This window comes from Pedobacter lusitanus (assembly GCF_040026395.1).
Taxonomy (GTDB): Bacteria; Bacteroidota; Bacteroidia; order Sphingobacteriales; family Sphingobacteriaceae; genus Pedobacter; species Pedobacter lusitanus.
This window is the reverse complement of sequence record NZ_CP157278.1, coordinates 1,180,787-1,205,547: the sequence shown is the minus strand read 5'-3', so window position 1 is coordinate 1,205,547 and position 24,761 is coordinate 1,180,787. Positions and strand designations below refer to the sequence as shown.

Here is a 24,761-nt window from a genome sequence, read left to right as displayed (position 1 = left end):
TATGGGGATAAAAACTCATCTTCCATGACACTTTCATCTCATGCCTTTCCACTGCATCCTGCGCAACAGGATATCTATATTGACCAATTGCTTAATGTCAATAGTCCTCACTACAACATCAATAATTATTTTAAGATTAAAGGTCCTCTTGATACAGGTAAGTTAATTGAAGCCGTCATCTCAGCCCATCAGGTCTTTGATGTTTTTAAAATGGCTATCGGAATGGAAGATTTCACTCCGAATTATCATATCGTTGATCAGGACAATCCTTTTGCTGTACAGGAGCTTGATTTTAGTGATCATACTGATCCTTCTGGGGCAATTCGTATTTGGATACAAAATAAGACGGATGAGCCTTTTCTGATAGAAAAAACGAAATTACTTGTTGAACATTATTTGCTTAAAGCAGCTGATGATGAGCATTATTATTATTTTAAATTCCATCACTTACTTTTTGATGGGTATAGTGTAAGAGTATGGACAAATTATATTTCCGATAAATATAAAAGTCTGCTGAATAACGAACAGCAGATTTTTACAGCGCCTTCTTATTTAGCGGAAGTAGAAAAAGCTGTGGCTCATTATGGCTCGGAAACTTATAACGTAAGTGGCGACTACTGGAAGAAAAAAATAACAATTAAACCAGATACTATTGTTCAGCGAAAGCATGATCAGTTTAGTGAATCAGGCAGAGAAAGTAGTTTTTATACTTATACGCTGGAAAAAGATGAACAGCTTCTGTTAGCACAATTAGGAATTGATTCTCAGGCCAGATTACAGCATTTAACTATTGCTGCCATGGCAGTTTACCTGGCTAAAATGTACGGGCAGGATAATTCCTTTTTTGGTACGACAGCACATAAGAGAAAACAAAGATATCAGAGAGAGATTGTCGGGATGTTTTCAGGTGTAGTCCCTTTTTTAGCTAACTATCAGTCTGATATCAGGTTAATTGACTTTATAAAAGATGTAGTACGTTCTCAAAAAGAAGATTATGATCATCTCGATTATCTGGGTGGCGATCTGAGCAGACATTTTAAACATGACCCTTTAGATGGTCCTTTCTTTGACTTCATTATTAATCATATCGTATTTGATTTATCACTGGATCTTGGCCCGGATATACAAACGGATCATTTCCTGATGTTTAGTAAGCATCAGCAAACCCCATTAGAAATTATGTGGTTTGACTATGCGGAAAAAGAGCCATTAAAATTAGTTATTGGATTCCGCCATGAGTACTTTCAGCAGACTGAGATCGTTTTACTTGTTCAGCAGCTGCTGGATATTTTTAAGCAATTTGCAACAGCTCTGGAGCAAAATATTGGTGAGATCCGGGTTAACCCAGAGCAAGCGGTATCTGCGTTTATAAGTAAAGAAAAAGATGTGGTACCGGTATTGACTGCTGAAGATCTGGTCATCTTACAATCTTTTAATTCAACTGCCGGAGTTTACCCTGCGGATAAAACTCTGGTGAATCTGTTTGCTTCCGCTGCTGCTCAGTATCCGGAAGAAATTGCGTTGATTTATGCGGATCAGCGTTTAACTTACGGAGAGCTTGACGAGCGGAGTAACCAGCTGGGACATTATCTGCGTGCTGCAGGTGTCCGGGAGGATACGGTCGTCCCAATTTGTATTGAACGTTCGCCGGAGATGATCATAGGCATATTGGGGATTCTGAAATCTGGGGGGGCTTATGCACCTATAGACCCTGATTATCCCCGGGAGCGTGTTAATTTCATGCTTGCTGATACGGATGCCCGTATTGTAATAGGTAATGAAAATAGCAGATCATTGCTGGCTCATCAGGTAAATATCCGGATGATTTCGATGGATGGGGATCTGGAAAGAATTAATCAGGAATCTGCAGAACCGGTACTGACAGATCTTCGTTCTGATCATTTAGGTTATGTAATTTATACCTCGGGTTCTACGGGACAGCCTAAAGGGGTTATGGTAGAACACAGAAATGTGGTGAATATGATTACTGATCGTCAGGAACTCTTAAAGGTTGTTCCTGGTGATCGTATAGCAGCATTTACAAACTATACTTTTGATCCTTTTGTTGAACAGCTGTTTCTGGCATTATTACATGGTGCCGGTCTGGTACTGATAGCAAAAGAAGTACAACTGGATACTGAAGCATTGGTCTCGGTACTTGCTCAGGAACAGGTTACTTATATATTGAATACTCCTGGTTTTTTAAGAAATGTGCCATGCGATAAAGCTCCGGGTAGTTTAAAAGATGTCATGGTAGGCGGAGAACGCTGTACAACATTACTGGCGCAGCAGTGGACTGGAAATCCGGGACTGAACTTTTATGTGGCTTACGGGCCAACTGAATGTACCGTAACCTCAACTATATACCATTTCGATACAAACAGGGCCGAAGGAAAATACCTGCCAATCGGGAAGCCTGTCAAGAATACACAAATTTATATCGTAGATGCTGCTGGTAATTTATTACCTGTGGGAATGCCGGGTGAAATCTGGATTGGTGGTGCAGGTGTAGCCCGTGGTTATCTGAACCGCGATGAGCTGACCAGAGAGAAATTTATTGCTGATCCTTTTGTAAAAGGTGGTCGTTTGTATAAAACAGGTGATATAGGCAGGTGGTTTCCTGACGGAAACATTGAATTTATTGGCCGTATAGATGACCAGGTTAAAGTGCGGGGTTATCGTATAGAATTGGGAGAAATTGAAAATGCTGTGCAGCAGAGTGGTCTGGTGGATCAGACGGTTGTTATTGCGTGTGAGGATCAGTCTGGCAGCAATCAGTTGATTTGTTATGTCATTTCAGCACAGAACTTTGATCAGCAAGAGCTGATCTCTTATCTGGAGAACAGATTACCGGAATATATGGTACCTCATGTATTTATGGAACTGACTGAATTTCCACTGACTCCTCATGGGAAACTGGATAAAAAAGCTTTGCCATTAGTTGATACTAAAGCGCGGTTAAATATAAATTATGTTCCGGCAGAGAATGAGTTGCAAACAAAACTTATCGCTATCTGGGAGAGCTTGCTTCAGGTATCCAGGGTAGGAATCCGGGATAGTTTTTTTGAGCTTGGCGGACACTCTTTACTGGCTATGCGGGTTAGTGGTTATATCCAGAAAGAAATGGGTATTAATGTCCCTGTCAAAACAATATTTCAATGCAAAAATATAGAGAAGCTGGCATTGTATATTACACAAAATGTATCGGCTGATGCTGACAATGTACCGATCCCCGTAAATCTCAGAAAAGAACATGTTCCGTTATCTTATGGTCAGGAAGGACTTTGGCGAATTGATCAGCTCAATGGAAGTACGCATTATCATATGCCAATGTATTTCCGTTTATCGGGTACATTCAGCATAGACGCACTGGAACAATCTATAAATGAAGTAGTCAACCGGCATGAGATACTAAGGACGGTTATTCACCAGGATATCAATGGTAATCCATTTCAGTTTGTTTTGCAGAAAGACAGCTGGTCTCTGGACAGGATAACAGATTACAGTGGCGGAGAGGCTGGCCTGGATAATTTACTGGCAGCACTATCTTCGGCGGTTATAGCGTTACATAGTGATCATATGCTGCGGGGGCATCTGATCCGTATATCAGACCAGGAGCATATACTGGTTCTGATTCTTCATCATATTGCTGCAGATGGCTGGTCTCTTTCTGTGCTGATCAGGGAACTGGTTGCGCTCTATGAGATGAATACAACAGGAGTATCACCTGTATTACCTGCATTGCCACTGCAATATGGAGACTATTCAGTATGGCAGCGTAATCAGGAAGATTCCCAGTGGGGACTTCGCATAGATTACTGGAAAAATCGTCTGGCTGGTGTTGATCAGCTGGAATTACCTACGGACTATCCACGTCCATCTATACAGAGTACTAACGGAGCGATGTCGGTTTTCACGATTGATACGGGATTAGCTGCCGGATTGCAGTCCTTATCGCGTCAGCACGGAGCTACATTACATATGACCATGTTATCAGCTTTCAAGATCCTGCTTCATCGTTACAGTGGTCAGGATGATATCTGTGTGGGTAGTGTGATTGCCGGACGTACCCGTCAGGAACTGGAAGGACTGATCGGTTATTTTGCCAATACGCTTGCGCTGCGGAGTAATCTTGGCGCTAATCCTGCTTTTGTGGATTTTCTGCAGCAGGTGAAAGAGACTGCTCTTGGTGCATATGAACATCAGGATGTACCTTTTGAACGTGTTGTCGAAGCAGTTGGACAGGAGCGTGACAAGAGTCGTAACCCCTTATACCAGGTCATTTTTACAGTACAAAATATTCCTGAAGTACCTGAGTTCCGGCTAGGGGAGGCTGTTTTGTCTGCAAAACAAACCGGACGCACAACCAGTCAGTTTGATTTGAATGTGTCTGTAGTGGAAAGTAGTAACGGGATAGAAATCAGTGTAGAATATTGTACAGATCTGTTTAGGGCTGATACTATAGACCGGATGTTTGGTAATTATCGTGAATTGCTCAGGTCGATCGTATTATCACCAGCCAGAGAGATAGATCTGTTACCTATGTTAGGTAAATCACAACAGCAGGAATTGTTATATGATTTTAATTCAACTGCTGTAGCATATCCTCATCATCAGACACTTGTTGATTTGTTTATGTTGCAGTCTGATCAGAGTCCTGATGCAATTGCATTGGTTTACCTGGATCAGCAGCTTACCTACAGAGAACTGGATCAGCGCAGTAACCAGCTCGGACATTATCTGCGTAAGGCGGGGGTCCGGGAAGATAAGCTGGTTCCGATCTGTATTGACCGTTCACCCGATATGATGATCGGTATTCTGGGCATTCTGAAAGCGGGTGGAGCTTATGTACCGGTAGATTCTGCTTATCCTCAGGAGCGGATCAGCTATATGCTTGCCGATACGGGAGCGGATATAGTGGTCAGTATGGAGAGTAATCTGCATTTGCTGGATCAATATGCAGGAATCCGGGTCATTGCAGTAGATAAAGACCGGGAAATAATTGCTCAGGAATCTAAAGCACCTGTGCGGGCTAATCTTCGTCCTGATCATTTATGTTATGTGATGTATACCTCTGGTTCTACCGGTCAGCCTAAAGGTGTTCTGGTAGAACATGGAAATGTGAGCAGTCTGATTTTAGGTGCAAATTATATTAAGCTAAGCTCTTCAGATGCCATCTTATCAGCGGGTTCTCCGTCTTTTGATGCAACAACATTTGAATACTGGGGGATGCTGCTCAACGGCGGGCGTCTGGTCTTATGTCCTTCATCCAGTTTAACCGATAATAAATTATTAAAGGAGGTAATTACCAGTAATGGTGTAACAGTCATGTGGTTTACTTCAGGCTGGTTTAACCAGCTGGTTGATGTAGAGATAGATCTGTTTGAAAGCCTGTCGTCAGTAATGGTGGGAGGGGAGAAATTATCAGCACCTCATATCAATCGTTTCCGTCAGGCTTATCCGGAAAAGGCCGTGATCAATGGGTACGGACCTACTGAAAACACGACTTTTTCATTGAGTTACCTGATTAAGGAGAGGGAGTCAAAAGCCAATATCCCACTGGGAAGGCCTTTGAACAACCGGCAGGCTTATGTGCTGGATAGTTACAGGCAGCTGGTTCCTGTTGGGGTACAGGGCGAAATTTATGTGGGTGGTGCAGGTGTGGCCAGAGGTTATCTGAATCATGAAGATTTAACCCCGGAACGATTTATAGCAGATCCGTTTGTGAATGGCGGGCGTTTATATAAAACCGGCGATATAGGCAGGTGGCTTGCTGATGGAAATATCGAATTTACAGGCCGGAGGGATGATCAGGTAAAAATTCGTGGTTATCGTATAGAACTGGGAGAAATTGAAAATGCTATTGATCAAAGTGGTCTGGTTAGTCAATGTGTTGTATTGGCTACTGCTGATGAATCCGGCCAGAAAAGACTGACAGGTTATGTTGTGGCTAAGGAGAAGCAGTTTGATAAAGATCTGTTGATTGAATATCTGGAATCACGTTTACCGGATTATATGGTGCCTCATGTATTTCTGGAGCTGGATGTATTTCCATTAACTGCAAATGGCAAGCTGGATAAGAAGGCATTGCCGGATATTAATCGTGTAGAAATTGTCAGAACAGACCATCAGGAAGAACAAACAGAGACGGAACAAAAAGTAAAAGAAATATGGGCTTTATCTCTGGGTATTGATGAACCCGGTATTCATGAGGACTTCTTTAAACTTGGCGGTGATTCAATTATAGCTATTGGAGTAATCAGCCGCTTACGAAAGGTATTTAATGATAGTATTCGTTTATATGATCTCTATGAATGCTCAACGATCAGCCGCCTGTCAGCACTGATTGACTCAGGGCATGAAGCAAAGAAAGAAGAGCCGGGACAACCAGTCCGGGACACTATAGCTGCGGAATTCGAATCCCTGCGTTTACGCGTGCTGCCTGAACTTGATGACGAGAAGGAAATAGAAGATCTGTATCTGATGAGTGATATTCAGAGTGGTATGGTTTATGCCTCCCAGCTAAATCCCGAACAGGCTGTTTATCATGATCAGCTCACTTTTAAACTGCCTTTGATATTGAATAAGGCTGTTTTGGAGCAGGCACTAAAGCTATTGGTTTCCAAACACTCTATTTTGCGAACCAGGTTTGACCTTCATATACATACTCAGGGGATACAACTAGTTTATAAACAGGTGGATGCAGCTATACCGTTTACAGATATCAGCGCAAAGAGCAATGATGAACTAGGTTCTTATCTGCAAAGTTATCTTTCCCGGGAGCGTACTATTCCTTTCGAGGTACATCTGGGGAAATTATGGCGGATGAGTTTGTTTCAGACTTCAAAGGAGCATATCCTGGTTTTCCAGTTCCATCATGCGTTATTTGATGGTTGGAGTGTAGCTTCCTTTACCACAGAGTTGAATAATCTGTACAGAGAACTGCTGGCCAATGGAGAAATTAAGGAGCTGCTGCCTTTAAAGGCAAGTTATCGTGATTTTGTCATGGAAAGTATTTCTGAAAAACGGAATGAAGATAACCGTGTATTCTGGACTACTTCGCTGATAGACTACAAGCGTCTGGATATATTTACGGAAACTGTTGTTGATGATAACTGGGGAAAGGCCTATGAGCTGAGTTACCTGAAAAGATTAAAAAACAGAACTCAGGCAGATGGGCTTAGCCTGAAAGGTATGTTTCTTGGTGCCTATCAGTATATGTTGAGCATGCTGACCGCTGATCAGGAAGTTACGCTGGGGGTTGTGACCAATGGTCGTCCGCTGACTGAAGATGGTGATAAGGTATTGGGCTGCTTTCTCAATACCATACCATTCCGTTTCATTGAAAAAGAGTCTGATGTGATCTGGAAGGACTACTTTGAACATGTTGAGCAGCAGCTGATGTCTTTAAAAGAGCGTGACAGAATGCCTTTAATGGAAATTGCCCAGCTGACCGGTGAACAGTCATCCAGCGGTAATCCATTCTTTGATGTGATTTTCAATTATATTAATTTCCACGTATATGATCAGCTGGAAGGCGAAGGCGGATTATTTGCACAGCAGGGACATGTTCAGCTTGAAGAAGAAGAGTCTGCGACTGCAGGTGGTTATGAATCAACAAATACTTTTCTGGATTGCTCGGTGAGTGTTACGGGAGATATCCTGGTTATCAGTTATCATTTGACAAGGGAACTTAAAAGTGGTAAGACACTGGCAGATATACATGCTTATTTTGACCGGGTGCTGGAGGCTTATCTGGATCATTATGAAGAAAATATTATAGCTGTACCTGTACTTCCGGTACATGAACTGGAATTACTGCAGACTTTTAATTCCACAGAATCAGTGTATCCTTATAATGATAGTCTGGTTGATTTATTCTATGCCCAGGTGAGAGAAAATCCTGATGCAACTGCCCTGATTTATCTGGATCAGCAGCTGACTTACAGGGAACTTGATCAAAAGAGTAATCAGCTTGGACACTATCTGCGCAATGCAGGAGTCCGGGAGGATACATTGATTCCGGTTTTTATGGATCGTTCTCCTGATATGATCATTGGTATACTGGGTATTCTGAAAGCGGGCGGAGCTTATGTACCGGTTGATCCGGAATATCCTCAGGAAAGAATTAATTATATGCTTTCAGATACAGGAGCGGTTCTGGTAGTGATCAGTGAACGAAACAGATCTCTGCTGGAACATTTTACGGGTATCCGTATCATTTCTGTAGATGGTGACCGGGAAATATTTAGTCAGGAATCTCCGGAATCTGTAAGGACAGATCTTGGTCCTGGTCATTTATGTTATGTGATTTATACTTCGGGTTCTACCGGGCAGCCTAAAGGAGTTCTTGTTGAACACAGAGGTGTTGTGAACTTAATCTGTGACCGTAAGCAGGTTTTAAAGATGACTACCAATGATAGAGTACTGTTATTCTCTAACTATACCTTTGATCCTTTTGTAGAGCAGTTATTTATGGCCCTGCTTAGTGGTGCAGGACTGGTACTGATACCAAAAGAGATACAGCTTGACGGGTACAGCCTGATGGAGGTGGTGGAAAAAGAGAAAATTACTATTCTGGATGCCACACCGAGCTTCCTGACCGGTCTGATGCAGAATAGTGAATTAAAACACTTAAGATATATGATTGCAGGTGGAGAACGTTGCGGAACTTCAATAGCACAGCGCTGGTCAGAGGATAATCCGGAGCTGAGTTTTTACAATGCGTATGGACCAACAGAATGTACGATAACGACTACCGTTTACCAGTATAAACAGCATAAAAAAGAAGGGGAGTATCTGCCAATTGGTAAACCCGTTGGAAATGTACAGATCTATATTCTGGATAACAGGGGTAGTGTATTGCCTGTAGGTGTACCGGGAGAGATTTGTATAGGCGGTGCGGGTGTAGCACGGGGTTACCTGAACAGGGATGAACTGACCAGAGAGCGATTTGTCGATGATCATTTTGGGGAAGTGGCTGGCAGACGTTTGTATAAGACAGGTGATGTAGGCAGGTGGCTGCCCGATGGAAATATAGAGTTTATTGGTCGTATAGATGATCAGGTCAAGGTACGTGGTTACAGAATAGAACCCGGAGAAATCGAAAGTGTTGTACAGCAAAGCGGACTGGTTAGCCGGTCGGTCATACTGGTTCGTGCGGATGAATCAGGTAATAATCAGTTAATCTGCTATGTAGTGCCTGCCGGGGTTTTTAATCAGGAAAATCTGGTGGCTTATCTGGAATCGAATTTACCGGAGTACATGGTTCCGCACATATTTGTGGAACTGGAAGCTCTGCCGCTGACTTCTCATGGTAAGGTGGATAAAAAAGCTTTACCATCGGCAGTTGCCAAATACCAGATGAGCAGGGCCTATCTTCCGGCATCAACTGAGCTGGAATCCGGTCTGGTGAAGATTTGGGAAGAACTGCTTCAGGTGTCTCCTGTAGGTATTCAGGATAGTTTCTTCGAACTCGGCGGACATTCTTTACTGGCTATGCGTATGAGCAGCTGTATACAGAAAGAGCTGGGTATAAATGTGCCGGTGAAAAATATATTCCAATGTAAAAGTATAGATAAACTAGCCGCGTATATAGAAGAACTCATGACAAAAAATGTCCGTCTGGGAGTGAATGTGATCAGTATTTAAATAAAAAACTAACCTAATAAATAACCTATTTATGAATACCGACTTTAACCAGGTTGTCAGTGTGTTGAAAAAGGCCCGTAATCATGGCGTTGCTATCTTTCTGGAGAATGATAGTCTCAAACTTGATTTGGGTGAACATAAGGATATAGACCCTGAGCTACTCGAAGAGATCAGGAAATATAAAAATGAAATAATTGATTTTTTACGTAATAGTGTTTCATCCGGTGAAGATTTTGATCTTTCTCCGATTCCGGTTAGTACAGCTAAAGACCATATTCCATTGTCTTATGGGCAGAAGGGCCTTTGGCTGATAGATCAGCTTAACGGAAGCACACATTACCATATGCCAATGCATTTCCGTTTATCAGGCACATTTAGTGTGGATGCACTGGAAAAATCAATAAATGATGTAATTAATCGTCATGAAATATTAAGAACAGTAATCCGTCAGGATGCCGGGGGGCAGCCTTTTCAATTTGTTCTGGAGAAGGATGGCTGGAAACTGGATAAAATAAATGATTATAAGGGTGGGGAATCGGGCTGGCGCCATTGTTATTATCACTCTGTACAAAAGTCATAGATCTGCGTACAGATCATATGCTGCGTGCCCATCTGATCAGGATTTCTGATCAGGAGCACATATTGGTACTTATTCTACATCATATTGCAGCAGACGGCTGGTCGCTGTCTGTGCTGATCAGAGAGCTGGTTGCCCTCTATGAGATGAATATAACTGGGATATCAGCAGAGCTTCCGGCACTGCCATTACAGTATGGAGACTATTCTATATGGCAGCGTGCCCAGGAAGAATCTCACTGGGGCCGTCGTATTACTTACTGGAAAGATCGTCTGGATGGTGTAAGTCAGCTGGAATTACCTACGGACTACCCACGTCCGTCAATTCAAAGCACACATGGCGCAATGGCTGTGTTTCCTGTTGATGCCAGATTATCTGCAGGTATACAGCGGTTATCACGTGAACAGGGTGCTTCATTGCATATGACTATGTTATCAGCTTTCAAGATCCTGCTTCATCGTTACAGTGGTCAGGATGATATCTGTGTGGGCAGTGTGATTGCCGGACGTACCCGTCAGGAACTGGAGGGGCTGATTGGCTTTTTTGCCAATACACTTGCCCTGCGGAGTAATCTGAGTGGCAATCCTTCTTTCCTGGATTTTCTGCAACAGGTAAAAGAGACAACAATGGGGGCTTATGAACATCAGGATGTACCTTTTGAACGTGTTGTTGAGGCCGTTGGACAGGAGCGTGATAAAAGCCGTAACCCCTTGTATCAGGTCATATTTACGGTGCAGAATATCCCTGAAGTACCGGAATTCCGGTTGGGAAAAGCTGTTCTGGCAGAACAAAAAACCGGGCATACCACAAGTCAGTTTGATCTGAACGTGTCTATAGTAGAAGGAACCGGAACATTGCATATCGGTGTAGAGTATTGTACTGATCTGTTTAACCGGGCAACCATAGAGCGCATGTTCAGTAATTATCAGGAGCTACTCAGGTCAATCGTGTCGTCTCCGGAGCAGGGGATAGATAAGTTGCCTATGCTGCGTAAATTACAGCGGGAAGAATTGCTGTATACCTTTAATGCCAGGGTATCAGCTTATCCACGAGATCAGACACTTGTTGATCTGTTTATGTTGCAGGCTAATCAGAGTCCTGATGCAATTGCATTGGTTTACCTGGATCAGCAGCTTACCTACAGAGAGCTGGATCAGCGTAGTAATCAGCTTGGACATTATCTGCGTAAGGCAGGGGTCCGGGAAGATAAGCTGGTTCCGATCTGTATTGACCGTTCACCGGATATGATGATCGGTATTCTGGGTATTCTGAAAGCGGGCGGAGCTTATGTACCGGTAGATTTAGCTTATCCTCAGGAGCGGATCAGTTATATGCTTACTGATACGGGAGCGGATATAGTAGTCAGTATGGAGAGTAATCTGCATTTGCTGGATCATTATACTGGGATCAGGGTCATTGCAATAGATAAAGACCGGGAAATAATTGCTCAGGAATCTATAGCACCTGTAATGACAGACCTTCGTCCTGACCATTTATGTTATGTGATGTATACCTCAGGTTCTACCGGTCAGCCTAAAGGTGTTCTGGTAGAACATGGAAATGTAACCAGTTTGATTGCTGGTACAAACTATGTCAGATTAAGTTCTTCGGATGCTATTCTGTCTGCGGGTTCTCCGTCTTTTGATGCAACAACATTTGAATACTGGGGGATGCTGCTCAACGGCGGGCGTCTGGTATTATGTCCTTCGTCCAGTTTAACGGATAATGACTTATTAAAAGAAGTGATTACCAGTAATGGTGTAACAGTGATGTGGTTTACTTCAGGATGGTTCAATCAGCTGGTTGATGTGGATATAGCTATATTTGAGAGTTTATCAGCCATTATGGTAGGAGGAGAGAAATTGTCTGTTTCTCATATCAACCGTTTCCGCAGTGTTTATCCCGATAAGATTATTATCAATGGCTACGGACCTACTGAGAACACAACTTTTTCATTAACCTGCCGCATAGTAGGTGATATGTATAAAGAGCAGATTCCGCTTGGGCGGCCTTTGAACAACCGCCAGGCTTACGTATTGGATAATTACGGACAACCAGTGCCTGTCGGTGTGCAGGGCGAAATTTATGTGGGTGGTGCAGGTGTGGCCAGGGGTTATCTGAATCAGGAAAAGCTTACTGCTGAAAGATTTATAGCTGATCCTTTTGGGAAAATACCGGGTGGACGCTTATATAAAACCGGCGATATAGGCAGATGGCTTGCCGATGGAAACATCGGGTTTATTGGCCGCAGGGATGATCAGGTAAAAGTCCGTGGTTATCGTATAGAATTGGGGGAAATAGAAAATGCTGTTCAGCAAAGTGGTTTAGTTAGTGCTTGTGTAGTGTTAGCTCATGCAGATGAATCCGGTCAGAAAAGACTGATCGGTTATGTTGTAGCCAATGAAAAACAACGGTTTGACAGAGATTTGCTGGTAACCTATCTGGAAGCACATTTACCCGAATATATGGTGCCTCATGTATTTCTGGAGCTGGAAAAATTTCCGTTAACCATAAATGGCAAGCTTGATAAAAAAGCGTTGCCAGATGTAAATCATATTGAAATTGTCAGAACAGACAGTCAGGAAGCACAAACAGAGACCGAACAGAAAGTAAGTGAAATATGGGCTTTATCACTTGGACTTGACGAAGTTGGTATTCATGATGACTTCTTTAAACTGGGAGGCGATTCGATTATGGCAATCGGGGTAATCAGCCGTTTGCGCAAGACATTTAACGATACAATCCGCTTATACGACCTGTATGAATGCTCAACAATCAGTCGCTTGTCGGCACTGATTGATTCCGGACAGGCAGCAGCCGAAGATCCGGGGAAACAGATTCGTGATACGGTAGTATCCGAGCTGGAAGTCCTGCGTACGCGATTATTACCTGAACTGAAAAACAGTCCTGACCTCATAGCCGGTGCTGAAATAGAAGATATCTATCCAATGAGTGATATTCAGAGCGGTATGGTTTATACTTCTCAGATCAATCCTGAACTGGCAGTTTATCATGATCAGATTACTTATAAACTACCTTTATCATTAGACCGGACTGTATTTGAACTGGCGTTAAAACAGATGATTTCCAAACATTCAGTTTTGCGTACCCAGTTTGACCTTCATATAGATACACAGGGCTTACAGGTGGTTTACAAAGAGCTGGAGGCAGATTTGACTTATTACGATATCAGCGGGTTAAAAAATGATGAACTAAGTGCTTATTTCAGCAGTTATCTGGCAGCAGAGCGGGGTCTTCCTTTTGTTGTCCATCATGGGAGATTATGGCGGATGAGTATGTTCCGGACTTTGAAAGAACATATCCTGGTATTCCAGTTTCATCATGCCATGCTTGATGGCTGGAGTGTAGCCTCATTTACAACTGAACTTAACAATGTTTATGGCACGTTGCTGGAGAAGGGAGAAGCTGGGAGTTTACCATTGCTGAAAGCAAATTACCGTGATTTTGTCATAGAAAGTATCGCTGAAAAACGTAATGATACCAACCGTGAGTTCTGGACAGCGTCATTAGCTGATTATAAACGTCTTGACATATTTACTGAGACTGTAGTTGATGATGACCTGGTCAAAGGTTATGATAAGAGTTTCCTGAACCGGTTGAAATTCAGAACCCAGGCAGATGGGCTAAGTTTAAAAGGGGTTTTTCTGGCAGCCTATCAGTACATGCTGAGTATGCTGACCGCAGAGCGGGAAGTTACGCTGGGTGTAGTGACCAATGGTCGTCCGCTGACTGAAGATGGCGATAAGGTATTGGGATGTTTTCTGAATACTATACCTTTCCGTTTTATTGGACAGGACTCTGATCTAAGCTGGAAGGACTATTTTGAACGTGTTGAGCAGCAGTTGACATCGCTGAAAGAGCGGGACCGGATGCCATTATCGGAGATAGCCAGACTGACTGGTGAACAGGCATCCAACGGTAATCCGTTTTTCGATGCGATTTTCAACTATATAAACTTTCATGTTTACAATCAGATGGAAGGCGAAAGCGGGTTATTTGAACAGCTGGATTATCTCCAGTCTGAACAGGATATCCTGGAAATGGAAAGTTCTGAAGTGACCAATACCCATCTGGACTGTTCAGTAAGTACAACAGGAGATATGTTGTTTGTAAACTACAGGTTGGGTAAAGAACTTAAATGTGGTAAAACACTGGCAGACATACATGTTTATTTTGATCGTGTGCTGGATGCCTATCTGGATCATTATCAGGAGAAAATAGCAGCTACACCAATATTACCTGCAGAAGAATTAAGCCTGCTTCATGCTTTTAATGCAACAATAGCATTATATCCTGGTGAACTGACACTGGTCGATTTATTTAACAGACAGGTCAATCAGAGTCCTGATGCTATCGCATTGATTTATTCAGACCAGCAGATAACCTATCGGGAGCTTGAGCAGAAAAGTAACCAGCTGGGACATTATCTGCGCAATGCCGGAGTCAGGGAAGACATGCTGGTTCCGATTTGTACAGGTCGTTCAATGGAGATGATTATAGGCATATTGGGTATTTTGAAAGCAGGCGGGGCTTATGTGCCTGTTGACCCTGCCTATCCTCAGGAACGTATTAGTTTTATACTTTCGGATACCGGGGCACAAATAGTGGTCATTGATGAGGACAACAGGGATTTGCTTAAACACAATGAAGGTATCCGGCTGATCTCGGTAGATGGAGATCTGGAAGCAATTTCTAAAGGTTCTTCCGCAGCAGTGGTGACTGATCTTCAGGCAGACCATTTATGTTATGTCATCTACACTTCGGGTTCAACGGGGCAGCCCAAAGGTGTGATGATAGAACATCAGAACGTACACAATATGATCTTTGGCTGGCAAAAAAAGCTGACTCTGACTAATGAAGACCGGGTACTGCTATTCTCAAATTATACTTTTGATGCTTCAGTAGAGCAGTTATTTATGGCTTTGCTGAATGGTGCCGGCCTGGTTCTGATAGCTCAGGAAGTACAGATGGATGTTGATGCTGTTATTGCTGTCATGAATACAGAACAGGTTACCTATATGCTGGCCACACCCGGTTTTCTGAGAAATATACCTGCAGACAAAGTTCCATCAGGTTTAAGACATATAACCGCTGGCGGAGAACGCTGTGGAACTGCACTTGCTCAGAGCTGGACTGCACAAACTGAACTCAATTTTTATAATGCCTATGGTCCTACTGAATGTACCGTATTTGCTACTACCTATAAGTACGATCATGAGCTGAGTGATACAGAATATCTGCCAATTGGTAAGCCTGTTGAAAATGTGCAGGTTTATATACTGGATACTGCAGATAATTTATTACCTGCAGGGGTGCCGGGTGAAATTTGTATCGGTGGAGCTGGTGTTGCCCGTGGTTACCTTAACAGGGAGAAGCTGACCCGTGAACGATTTATCGATAATCGTTTTGGAAGAGGAGGACGCTTATATAAAACAGGAGATACCGGAAGATGGCTTGCCGATGGCAATATAGAATTTATAGGCAGAAAAGATGATCAGGTGAAGGTTCGTGGTTATCGTATTGAACTGGGGGAAATCGAATCTGCAGTTCAGCAAACTGGTCTGGTCAGTCAGTCTGTAGTGATGGCACATGCAGATAATTCCGGTAATAATCAGTTGATTTGTTATGTGGTTCCGGTAGAATCTTTTGCTAAGGAGAATCTGGTTTCACATCTGGAAACCCAGCTGCCTGAATATATGGTTCCGCGTGTATTTGTAGAACTCGAAGGACTTCCGTTAACCTCACATGGTAAACTGGATAAAAAAGCATTACCGTCGGCAGTTGCCAAAGATCAGTTGAGTACCAGTTATGTTCCCGCAGGAAATGAACTGGAATCAAAACTCGTTATCATTTGGGAAGAACTGCTTCATGTATCTCCCATAGGAGTTCATGACAGCTTTTTCGATCTGGGCGGACACTCTTTGTTAGCTATGCGCGTATTGAATCCGATCAGGAAATTAGGCTACAAAATACAAATGCAGGACTTGCTGATCAATAAAACAATTAGTATGCTGGCGGGAATGTTACAGCGGCAATTATATGAGACCGGTAATGAACATCTGATTCTGCTGAATTCAGGGCGGACTGAGGAACCTATATTTATTATACCTGGTTCGGACGGGATCAGTGATAGTTACGATGAGCTGGCCAAAGGTCTGGAAGAAAGCGGAGCTGTTTATGGTATCCAGATGATAGGTTTATTTAAAGAGGAGAAACCATTGGATAAGATGGATGCTATCGCGGAAATGAACATCAGCTGGATCAAATCAATACAACCCGAAGGACCTTACCGGTTGATCGGACATTCTTTTGGTGGCCGGGTCGCTTATGAAATGGCTTTGCAGCTGGAGCAGCAGGGAGAACAGGTTGACCTGATCGGAATTCTGGATGCACCGGCATGTTTACGGCAGGAAGCAGAATCGTCAGGAAACAGGGAAGAGCTGTTGCTGAAAGTTTTGGGTTACTATCATCTGGTACAGCCACCATATCCGGTATGGGTAGATGAACTGACTAAAGCAATAGCTGCAGTTCCGGATCAGGAGCTAATGGAATTTGTAACTGATTTCATGTATAACCATACCGATCTTAAAACAGAAGATATTGCTTTCACTTTAAGATTGCTTGATTTACAAATGACCAACGTACAGATAGATCATCCCGTAAGAGATAAGGTTAAAGCCCTGACTGTTGTGGTTAAAGCCGGAGAAGAAAACTGGACGGATTATGAAGAAGGGCTGGGCTGGGCAGCTCATGCATCAAATATTGCAGTTTATACAGTGCCCGGTGATCATTTTTCTATGGTGAAAAATAAACATGCACTTACCCTGGCATCCTGTCTTAAAGCTCACCTGGTTTGTTATACTGATTTATAAAGGAACTGATCAACTTTATAAAGGAAACTGATCAACAGGTAAGGTTCGATTGAGCCTTACCTGTTTTCAAGCCAGTTTAAAAAGATAGTTGTTTTTTCTTTTCCGATTAGTAATTTATCAGGACTGGAGATCACCAGTTTAACAAATAGTTTTCTGTCAAAATAATGCTCAACCTCTTTAATTGCACTAAAATTAATCAGGTACTGCCTGTTTAGTCTGAAAAACTGTTTGGATGACAGCAGACTCTGGATCTGATCAAGCGATTGTGAAATAGTATACTCCTGTTCCTGGAAAGTCATTATAGTAGCAGAATCATTTCTGATATAAATAAAAGCTATAGCGTCTGTTTGTATGGTTGTATATTTATTATGCTTAAAAACCAGGAAGCTTTTCTTTCCTTCATCCACACCAATTCTCTTTAACAGTTCATCCAGATCGGGTTGAGTATCCTGCTGAAAGAAGTTTTTAAAACTCTCTACTTTTTCAAAAGCTTCAGTTAAATCCTCTTTGGAAAAAGGTTTCAATAAATAATCTATCCCGTTAGCTTTAATTGCATCCATGGAGTATTCCCCATAAGCAGTACAGAATATGATAGGACAATGAATTTTAACCGACTTGAATATTTCGAAACACAGCCCGTCAGAGAGCTGTATATCCATAAAAATCAGATCTGGTTCTTCGTTCTCTGAGAAATAATGAACTGCACTTTCAATACTCTGTAGCTGCGCTTTGATCTGAGCTGCAGGTCTTATTTTAGTGATGAGATTTGCCAGTGATTTTGCTGCTTTAAGCTCGTCTTCAATGATGATGATGTCCATGGATAACCGGTAGTTTGATGGTGAATAATGTTTCACTAACCTGAATTTCTATTTTTTTATTTAAAAGATGGATATAACGCTGATTGATCGTGTCAAGCCCCATACCGGTAGAATGTTCCGGCATTTTTTTTAACTGAAGCTGGTTTTCAATAACGAGATAATCTTTTACAGAATACAGTCTGATATGCAAAGGACGATCCAGTGATACCACATTATGTTTGATACAGTTCTCTATCAGCAGCTGTAGTGTAAAAGGAGGGATCAGAGACTGATTATACTGCTGGTCAATGGCGATAGTCAGCTCAATCCCATCTTCAAACCTGGTTTTTAACAGGTATACATAAGCTTCCAGTATCTCCAGTTCTTCAGCAAGTTTAATCAGATCCAGTTTACGGCTTTCCAGGGTAAAACGGTAAAAATTAGATAGCTTCAAGATAAAATCAACAGCATGCTCATCTTCACTCTCTACCATGTATTTTAACGTATTCAGGCTGTTAAACAGAAAATGCGGATTTACCTGCTGTTTCAGCAACTCATATTGGGCACCCAGATTGTCTGTTTTAGTACGTTCCAGTTCTATCCCTACCTGCTGATTCTGATAACTCTGGTGTAAAAGATGTAAAAACATATAAAAGGTAATGTTAACCAGAATACCTCTGACCTCAAACATCAGCATAACCGGGCCGAAATTAAGATGAGATAACAAATACTGCTGGATGCAGGCCAGAATAAACATGACTACAATACCAAAAAACAAACCTTTGAGCAAACGTATAACCGAAAAGCCATTGGCAACATCTTTCGAAGAGTAAACAGGAAGTGTCAGGATATTATAGTACCAGATTAAAACTGCAAACAGAAAGGTTACTGTCGAATCGACAATTGCTTCATAGAGATTAAAATGATGTTCTGCAATTTTAGGAACTGAGGTCAGTATACCCAGGAAAAAAGAGCTTAACCAAATTACCTTATTTGAAATTCTGAAATTCTTTTTAATCATAAGTGATATCAAATATAGTATTTAAATCAGTCTGCTGATGGAAGTTATATCCCTCTGCGACAGTACAAAATTAGCTGATAAGATACATTTGATATATACATAACAGTTCAATCAGGCAATATAGAGGCTGAAGCCGGCATTCCTGAATTTGAGTTATCAGATTCATTTTGCAGCCTGCTGAGCCGGGTTTTATACAGGTACAGCTAATCAGTTAAGTTGCCGGATTCAAATCCGGTTTTGCCTTACTCAACCAGGAATTCGTTTCGGACAGCTATAGTACGGCCTACTTTTACATCAAAAAACATCAATATGAAATTTTCTGAAAGAAATAAAGTAATTGCTGCAATTATGATGGGGTGCTTTTGCGTCATCATAGCTGTTTCGCTAAATCACTATCCTGTAGTTGACCATCCACCGGTCACCGGCGAAATTCAGGTTCCTGCAGCGGTAAAACAAATCTTTGTACGCTCCTGTTTCAGTTGTCATTCCAGCCAGACGGAACTAAAATGGTATGATAAATTACCTGTTGTTTCTGCTATAGTAAGCAGAGATGTTACTGAGGCCAGGAAAAGGTTTAATTTCTCAGCATGGGATAGTTTATCTGCAGCAGACCAGAAGGTAACGCTCTGGGAAATTTACAATATGATCAATGCCGGTAAAATGCCCCTCGGTTTGTATACAGCGATACATCCTGAGGCAAAGGTTTCAGCATCGGACTTATCCGTTTTAAGGAATTATCTGAATACTTTAAGCGTAACATCTATTAATGATACCAGTAAAGAACATGAAGCAATTGTTCAGCATTCAGAGTGGCAACAGCAACAGACCGCAGTGAATCAGGTGCCCGTTTCTGTAAATGGAATAAAACATAGACCTGAATACCGCAACTGGCAGGTCATGAGTACAACATCGCGGTTTGATAACGGAACTATGCGGGTGATGTATGCTAATCCTATTGCAGCCAGAGCTATAAATGATCATCAGATTAATCCCTGGCCAGACGGTTCCGTCCTGACAAAAGTGGTCTGGGAAAAACTGGAGGATAAAGATGGAAATGTACGCCCCGGGAAATTTGTAAATATTCAGTATATGGTCAGGGATAAAGAAAAATACCGGGATACAGAAGGATGGGGATTTGCCAGATTTGATACACCTGAATTAAGACCTTATGGAAAACTGTCAAGTTTTAAAAAATGTATAGCCTGTCATCAGGCCGTAAAGGAAACCGGATTTGTCTTTGATCTTTCCACAAAAAAATAAGATAGATGAAAACTCATATGCTATACCTGTTAGCCGTATCTATACTATGCTTTAATAGTTGTAAACCGGCTCAAACTAAAACAGTTCATCTCAGGAAACTTGAATTCAAAGGAGAAGGCTTAAAAGTGATTACCAGTAGTGTAAATGAAAAATCGGGCACGATGTCTTTGTTGTATGGGAATGAATCTGCCTTAGCTTACAGCATCAAAGGAAATGATATTCACCAAAGCGGCGAAATTTTTAAGCAGGTGACCTATAAACAACAGGACCATGAACTCTGGTATGGAAGTAAGATTAACGGAGCTTTATTATACGTGGAGACTATAAAAACCATCAGACATGGAGAAAGTATAATTCCGGTATATACCATTGAATATTATGGTGAAACAAAGCCTGATCAGATAGCCGGAACCAGGTTTATATTGAAACAGAGAGCTTCTGTTTTTCCATGATCAGGATAATTTAAGTTTCATTCCTTCATGTGTACACCTAAAGCCCAGCTTCTCATAAAACCTGATTGCATCCGGTCTTTTTTTATCTGAAGTAAGCTGAATCAGATGACAACCTTTTTCTATTGCCCGGTTAATAGCATACTCAAATACCCTGGTTCCGATACCCTGACCACGATATGCTGAATGCGTTCTTACCGCTTCAACCTGAGCTCTCAATCCACCTTCATAGGTGAGATACTGGATAAATGTGAGCTGGAATGTGGCCACCTTATCGCCATTCAGTTCTGCAATCGTTAATTCCTGATTGGGGTCCTGCTGTATTTTCTCAAAGGCCTGCAGATATTTAACTGACAGGCCTTTTTTTTCTCTTGCAGCACCAAGCTTATCATCAGCAAGCATGCTGATAATTTCAGGAAGATCCTCTGGAGTGGCGAGTCTGAAGGTTAGCCCGGTAAGCATATATTTATACTGCTGTGATTTTTATAATAACACTTGTTCTATTGGTATTTACCTGCGGGTTAAACCCTATTTTCATTAAGAAATCTCCTGAAAACACTGTCTCACTTTTAACAGGAGATTTGGTGCCCGGATATAGATTAATTTCTTCCAGTCTGTATTTTTTATTATTGTCCAGCCCTTTTAACCGGATAGGTGTTTCACTGCTTTCCCCATAACGGTAATTAACCAGATAATTAAACATAACCGCAGTAGACTGAGTTGGATCTACATACATCAGCGATGCCATATTTTGTTCATGAGGATTAACCAGGCGATACTGGTCACCCTGCCAGATTACAGCTTTTAACCCGTCATAGGTCTTTATTGCTGCCTGACAAAATTCCAGGTCACTGGCTTTCAGTTTACTCACTACAATATCAAAACCCAGTTTACCCATCATAGCCACATCAGTTCTGAATTTTATAGGTTGTCTGCCCCAGTCCGTTACATGATTTGAACTGGTAATTGCCGGATAAAAATAGGAGTAGTCCCACTGGATAAATATCCTTTCCAACGGATCTGTATTATCACTTGGCCAGAACTCGGTAAAATATTTAAGAGCGCCGTAATCTACCCGGCCGCCTCCGCCAGAACATAACATCAGGGGTACTACAGGATATTTTGCTCGGATTCTTTCCAGTACCTTATACAATCCCCGTACATATTCTACATAAAACTGAGACTGATTATTTTTCAGATGAGCAGCATACGCGTTGTAAATAACGGCATTACAGTCCCATTTGATATAAGCCAGCGCAGGTGCTTTAATAAACAGGGAATCCACTATGTCAAAGACAAAATCCTGCACTTTTGGGTTGCTCAGATCCAGTACCAGCTGGTTTCTGAAGTAATATTCATCCCTGGCAGGTTGTTTAACTACCCAGTCAGGATGTTTACGATATAAGTCGCTTTTGGGGTTTACCATTTCAGGTTCAATCCAGATACCGAATTTTACACCGTTTGCTCCAGCTTCCTTAACCAGTGAAGTGATGCCGTTTGGTAGTTTTTTACGATTTTCCTGCCAGTCGCCTAACCCGGCATGATCATCATTGCGCGGATGATTATTGCCAAACCAGCCGTCATCCAGCAGAAACAGGTCTACACCAAGCTTTTTGGTATCCTTTAGCAATTCGCTGAGTTTTTGCTCATTAAAGTCAAAATAAGTGGATTCCCAGTTGTTTAACAAAGTGAGTCTGCTGCCTTTTCCATCCGGCAGCATATAGTTTCTAGCCCAGTTATGCAGTTTCCGGCTCGCATCACCTTTACCTTTATCAGAAAAGGTGTATAGAAATGCAGGAGTTTCAAATTCCTGACCAGGCTTTAAAACATAAGGAGAAGCATAATTATTCATACCGGCAATAATGCGTAGGTTGTCCTGAAAATCGACCTCAAAATCAATCTTAAAGTTTCCGCTCCATTCCAGTCCGCCATACAATACATTTCCTTCATCTTCGCTGGCCGGTTTATCCAGTGAGATCATAAAAACCGATGGCATAAAAAGATTGGCTCTTGTACCCAGTTTGGTATCCAGCGTTTTAATCCCATGGGTCAGCTTTGACTCTTCAGGCTGCATTTCTTTAGCCCAGTCTCCATGAAATTGTTTTAGCCAATAGCTTTGAGCTTTAAGATATAAATTGGCAGAAGCAAATTTTTGCAGGGTTACATTACCTTTTTCCTGATGTCTGATTACATTCCACTGCTCAATAACATCTTCTTTATAAAAGGATTTATAATACAGTGTAACTTCAAAATTATAGACAGGGTCTTTAAGCAGAACCTTTAAAAGAGAGACATTGTCATTCAGGCGGTCTAACTTATGACTGACATATCTTAAATCCAGAGACAGATTACCGTCGCTGTGGATAACAGAAATTGCGGGTTCCATAAGGTTTCTGGATCCTGAAGGTGTATAAGCCGAATTCAACAGGCCGCTATAGTCATCTGATTGCTTGTAAACACTTTTAATAAAATCATACTCCTTTGAATCCGATAGCTTTTTACCTAAGAAAATATTCTTCAGGTTCTTATTTTCATCTGCCTGAAGTACTAAGGCATTATGGGCCGTTTCTATAGGAATAGTGATGTTTTGTGCCTGACTGTGATAAGCTGATGCAATAGTGATTAAAGAGATGAAAAAAGGCTGTGATAAAACGGACTTAAATAATTGGTTCATTTAATGATCTTGTTTAGGCGGATTGGTTTTAAGACAGTTAAGTTATCAATATTCTTTGGAAACAGACTTTTTGTAACAGAAAAAAGCCATATCTGTGGTCTGATCTTTGCAGGAAAGCAATAAAATGAAAACAATCCGACTTTTAACTTTTTTGATGCTGGTGACTGTTTTTTGTGCAGAGGCAGATGCACAACATCAGAAGACGGCGATACAGACCCGGGCGAAAATAGCCGGAATCAAAAAGAGTTTTGAAGGACTGTGGTATAATCAAAAGACAAGGCGTTATATCAGCATCTCTTTTGATTATGGTGATGATGCCCTGATTAATGACTGGCGGGGGAAGTTAACAAACAGATCCACGGCAGATGCCTATATAGCTTTCATTAAAGGAAACAAGCTGATTTTACCCGAAGAAAAGGAACATCATGGTGTTTACTGCGAAATGCTCATCAGCAAAAGGAAATTGCTGTATAAATGTAAAGGTCTGTTGCTGAAAACAGACCAGTTTACGGATAGTACCTCTTTTGTTAAGCTTCCGGATTAAAAGTTTTCTCCATTACTATAAATTCTATGGGCTGTTTGATCTCTCCAAAAATGCCATCACCTTCAAATGGCTGTATCTCTCCGGTAAAACTATAACCTCTGCGTTCATACCATTCGATAAGCTCTTTCCGGCTGCTGATTACTGTCATGGTAATCGTATCACAGTGGTGCTGTCTGGCTTGATTTTCAGCCTCTTCAAGTAATGCTCTGCCAATTCCACCGCCCTGAAGGACAGGGGATACACTAAACATTCCAAGATATAACTTAGGGCCTTTGATTTCCAGGTAAACAGAACCTGAAATCTGTCCCTGATCATCAGTATATTTTAAGATGCTGACAGCTTCATTACTGAAATAAGCACGCAGTGTTTCTTCATCTATTCTGATTCCACCTAACAGATCTGCTTCGGTTGTCCATCCTTTTTTGGACTCTTCGCCGCGATAGGCGCTGTTTACCAGCAGGTTTAATTCAGGTACATCTGTAATGGTGGCTTTGGTAATTGGCATATATCAGGTTTTGGGCCTAAATTAATATTTTAAGCCTTTGTAACCAAAAAGAGCTTATAATAACTTGAAATCTTCCCGTACCGGATCAAATATGTCTATCAGTTTGCAGTCAGTAATTGCATTTCCTCCATGCGGGACATTTGGTGGAATAAGTGCAAATGTTCCTTTGTCCAGTACTTTTGAAACACCATCTACGGTCAATTCAAACTGGCCTTCAATGACAAATACACATTGATGATTAATGTGCTGGTGGATAGCTGAAACACTTCCTGCTTTTACCTCAAGAAAGTTGATCGTATTCTGAGCAGTATGTATGATTTTTGATAAATAGCCTGGTGATAGTTCTTTGGTCTGAATATCGGCAAAATGATTAAAAATGGGATTCTCCAT

The 24,761-nt window shown here is 41.7% G+C and carries 12 protein-coding genes; 6 read left to right on the top strand and 6 right to left on the bottom strand.

What is annotated here, in order from left to right; genetic code table 11:
• The first annotated feature begins 24 nt into the window (after positions 1-24).
• From PL_RS05175 to PL_RS05165, 3 genes are read left to right on the top strand one after another with little or no spacing between them, the layout of a single operon-like run.
• The gene (locus PL_RS05175; protein WP_041880807.1) at positions 25-9,651 is read left to right on the top strand and encodes a non-ribosomal peptide synthetase; all 9,627 of its coding nucleotides are present in this window, start codon (positions 25-27) and stop codon (positions 9,649-9,651) included.
• A 31-nt stretch (positions 9,652-9,682) separates the two neighbouring features.
• Positions 9,683-10,231 carry a condensation domain-containing protein gene (locus PL_RS05170; protein ID WP_041880809.1) on the top strand — a complete coding sequence of 183 codons (549 nt, stop codon included), beginning with the start codon at positions 9,683-9,685 and terminating at the stop codon, positions 10,229-10,231.
• Positions 10,201-17,121, top strand: coding sequence for an amino acid adenylation domain-containing protein (locus PL_RS05165; RefSeq protein ID WP_152620292.1), 6,921 nt, complete (start codon positions 10,201-10,203; stop codon positions 17,119-17,121). The genes PL_RS05170 and PL_RS05165 overlap by 31 nt, the downstream gene beginning before the upstream one ends.
• Before the next feature lie 56 nt (positions 17,122-17,177).
• Here PL_RS05165 and PL_RS05160 read toward each other — a convergent pair whose 3' ends face one another.
• On the bottom strand, positions 17,178-17,939 hold the full coding sequence (locus PL_RS05160; protein ID WP_041880814.1) for a LytR/AlgR family response regulator transcription factor: 762 nt from the start codon (positions 17,937-17,939) through the stop codon (positions 17,178-17,180).
• A complete protein-coding gene (locus PL_RS05155) occupies positions 17,920-18,939 on the bottom strand; it encodes a sensor histidine kinase (RefSeq protein ID WP_348621151.1) in 1,020 nt (339 codons plus the stop codon). The genes PL_RS05160 and PL_RS05155 overlap by 20 nt, the downstream gene beginning before the upstream one ends.
• A 309-nt stretch (positions 18,940-19,248) precedes the next feature.
• Between PL_RS05155 and PL_RS05150 the strand changes: the two genes are divergently transcribed.
• Entirely contained in the window at positions 19,249-20,199 is a 951-nt protein-coding gene (locus tag PL_RS05150) for a heme-binding domain-containing protein (protein ID WP_041880816.1), read from the top strand.
• Positions 20,200-20,204: 5 nt separating this feature from the next.
• Entirely contained in the window at positions 20,205-20,651 is a 447-nt protein-coding gene (locus PL_RS05145) for a hypothetical protein (protein ID WP_052496200.1), read from the top strand.
• Here the strand turns inward: PL_RS05145 and PL_RS05140 are convergent, their stop codons facing one another.
• The gene (locus PL_RS05140) at positions 20,652-21,110 is read right to left on the bottom strand and encodes a GNAT family N-acetyltransferase (protein WP_041880819.1); all 459 of its coding nucleotides are present in this window, start codon (positions 21,108-21,110) and stop codon (positions 20,652-20,654) included.
• 4 nt (positions 21,111-21,114) lie between these two features.
• Positions 21,115-23,322, bottom strand: coding sequence for an alpha-galactosidase (locus PL_RS05135; protein WP_041880820.1), 2,208 nt, complete (start codon positions 23,320-23,322; stop codon positions 21,115-21,117).
• 124 nt (positions 23,323-23,446) lie between these two features.
• On the opposite strand from PL_RS05135, the gene PL_RS05130 reads away from it, so the two are divergent.
• A complete protein-coding gene (locus PL_RS05130) occupies positions 23,447-23,866 on the top strand; it encodes a hypothetical protein (protein ID WP_152620293.1) in 420 nt (139 codons plus the stop codon).
• Here the strand turns inward: PL_RS05130 and PL_RS05125 are convergent.
• Together PL_RS05125 and PL_RS05120 are read right to left on the bottom strand one after the other, a co-directional pair.
• Complete coding sequence (locus PL_RS05125; protein WP_041880823.1) at positions 23,850-24,371, bottom strand: GNAT family N-acetyltransferase; 522 nt, start codon at positions 24,369-24,371, stop codon at positions 23,850-23,852. The genes PL_RS05130 and PL_RS05125 overlap by 17 nt on opposite strands.
• Positions 24,372-24,425: 54 nt before the next feature.
• Positions 24,426-24,761, bottom strand: a complete 336-nt coding sequence (locus tag PL_RS05120; protein WP_041880826.1) for a cupin domain-containing protein — start codon at positions 24,759-24,761, stop codon at positions 24,426-24,428.

Bases quoted from the DNA above. Each gene is read 5' to 3' on its own strand.
- PL_RS05175 (WP_041880807.1), top strand. From the start codon at position 25: ATGACACTTTCATCTCATGCCTTTCCACTGCATCCTGCGCAACAGGAT.
- PL_RS05170 (WP_041880809.1), top strand. From the start codon at position 9,683: ATGAATACCGACTTTAACCAGGTTGTCAGTGTGTTGAAAAAGGCCCGT.
- PL_RS05160 (WP_041880814.1), bottom strand. From the start codon at position 17,939: ATGGACATCATCATCATTGAAGACGAGCTTAAAGCAGCAAAATCACTG.
- PL_RS05155 (WP_348621151.1), bottom strand. From the start codon at position 18,939: ATGATTAAAAAGAATTTCAGAATTTCAAATAAGGTAATTTGGTTAAGC.
- PL_RS05150 (WP_041880816.1), top strand. From the start codon at position 19,249: ATGAAATTTTCTGAAAGAAATAAAGTAATTGCTGCAATTATGATGGGG.
- PL_RS05145 (WP_052496200.1), top strand. From the start codon at position 20,205: ATGAAAACTCATATGCTATACCTGTTAGCCGTATCTATACTATGCTTT.
- PL_RS05140 (WP_041880819.1), bottom strand. From the start codon at position 21,110: ATGCTTACCGGGCTAACCTTCAGACTCGCCACTCCAGAGGATCTTCCT.
- PL_RS05135 (WP_041880820.1), bottom strand. From the start codon at position 23,322: ATGAACCAATTATTTAAGTCCGTTTTATCACAGCCTTTTTTCATCTCT.
- PL_RS05130 (WP_152620293.1), top strand. From the start codon at position 23,447: ATGAAAACAATCCGACTTTTAACTTTTTTGATGCTGGTGACTGTTTTT.
- PL_RS05125 (WP_041880823.1), bottom strand. From the start codon at position 24,371: ATGCCAATTACCAAAGCCACCATTACAGATGTACCTGAATTAAACCTG.
- PL_RS05120 (WP_041880826.1), bottom strand. From the start codon at position 24,761: ATGGAGAATCCCATTTTTAATCATTTTGCCGATATTCAGACCAAAGAA.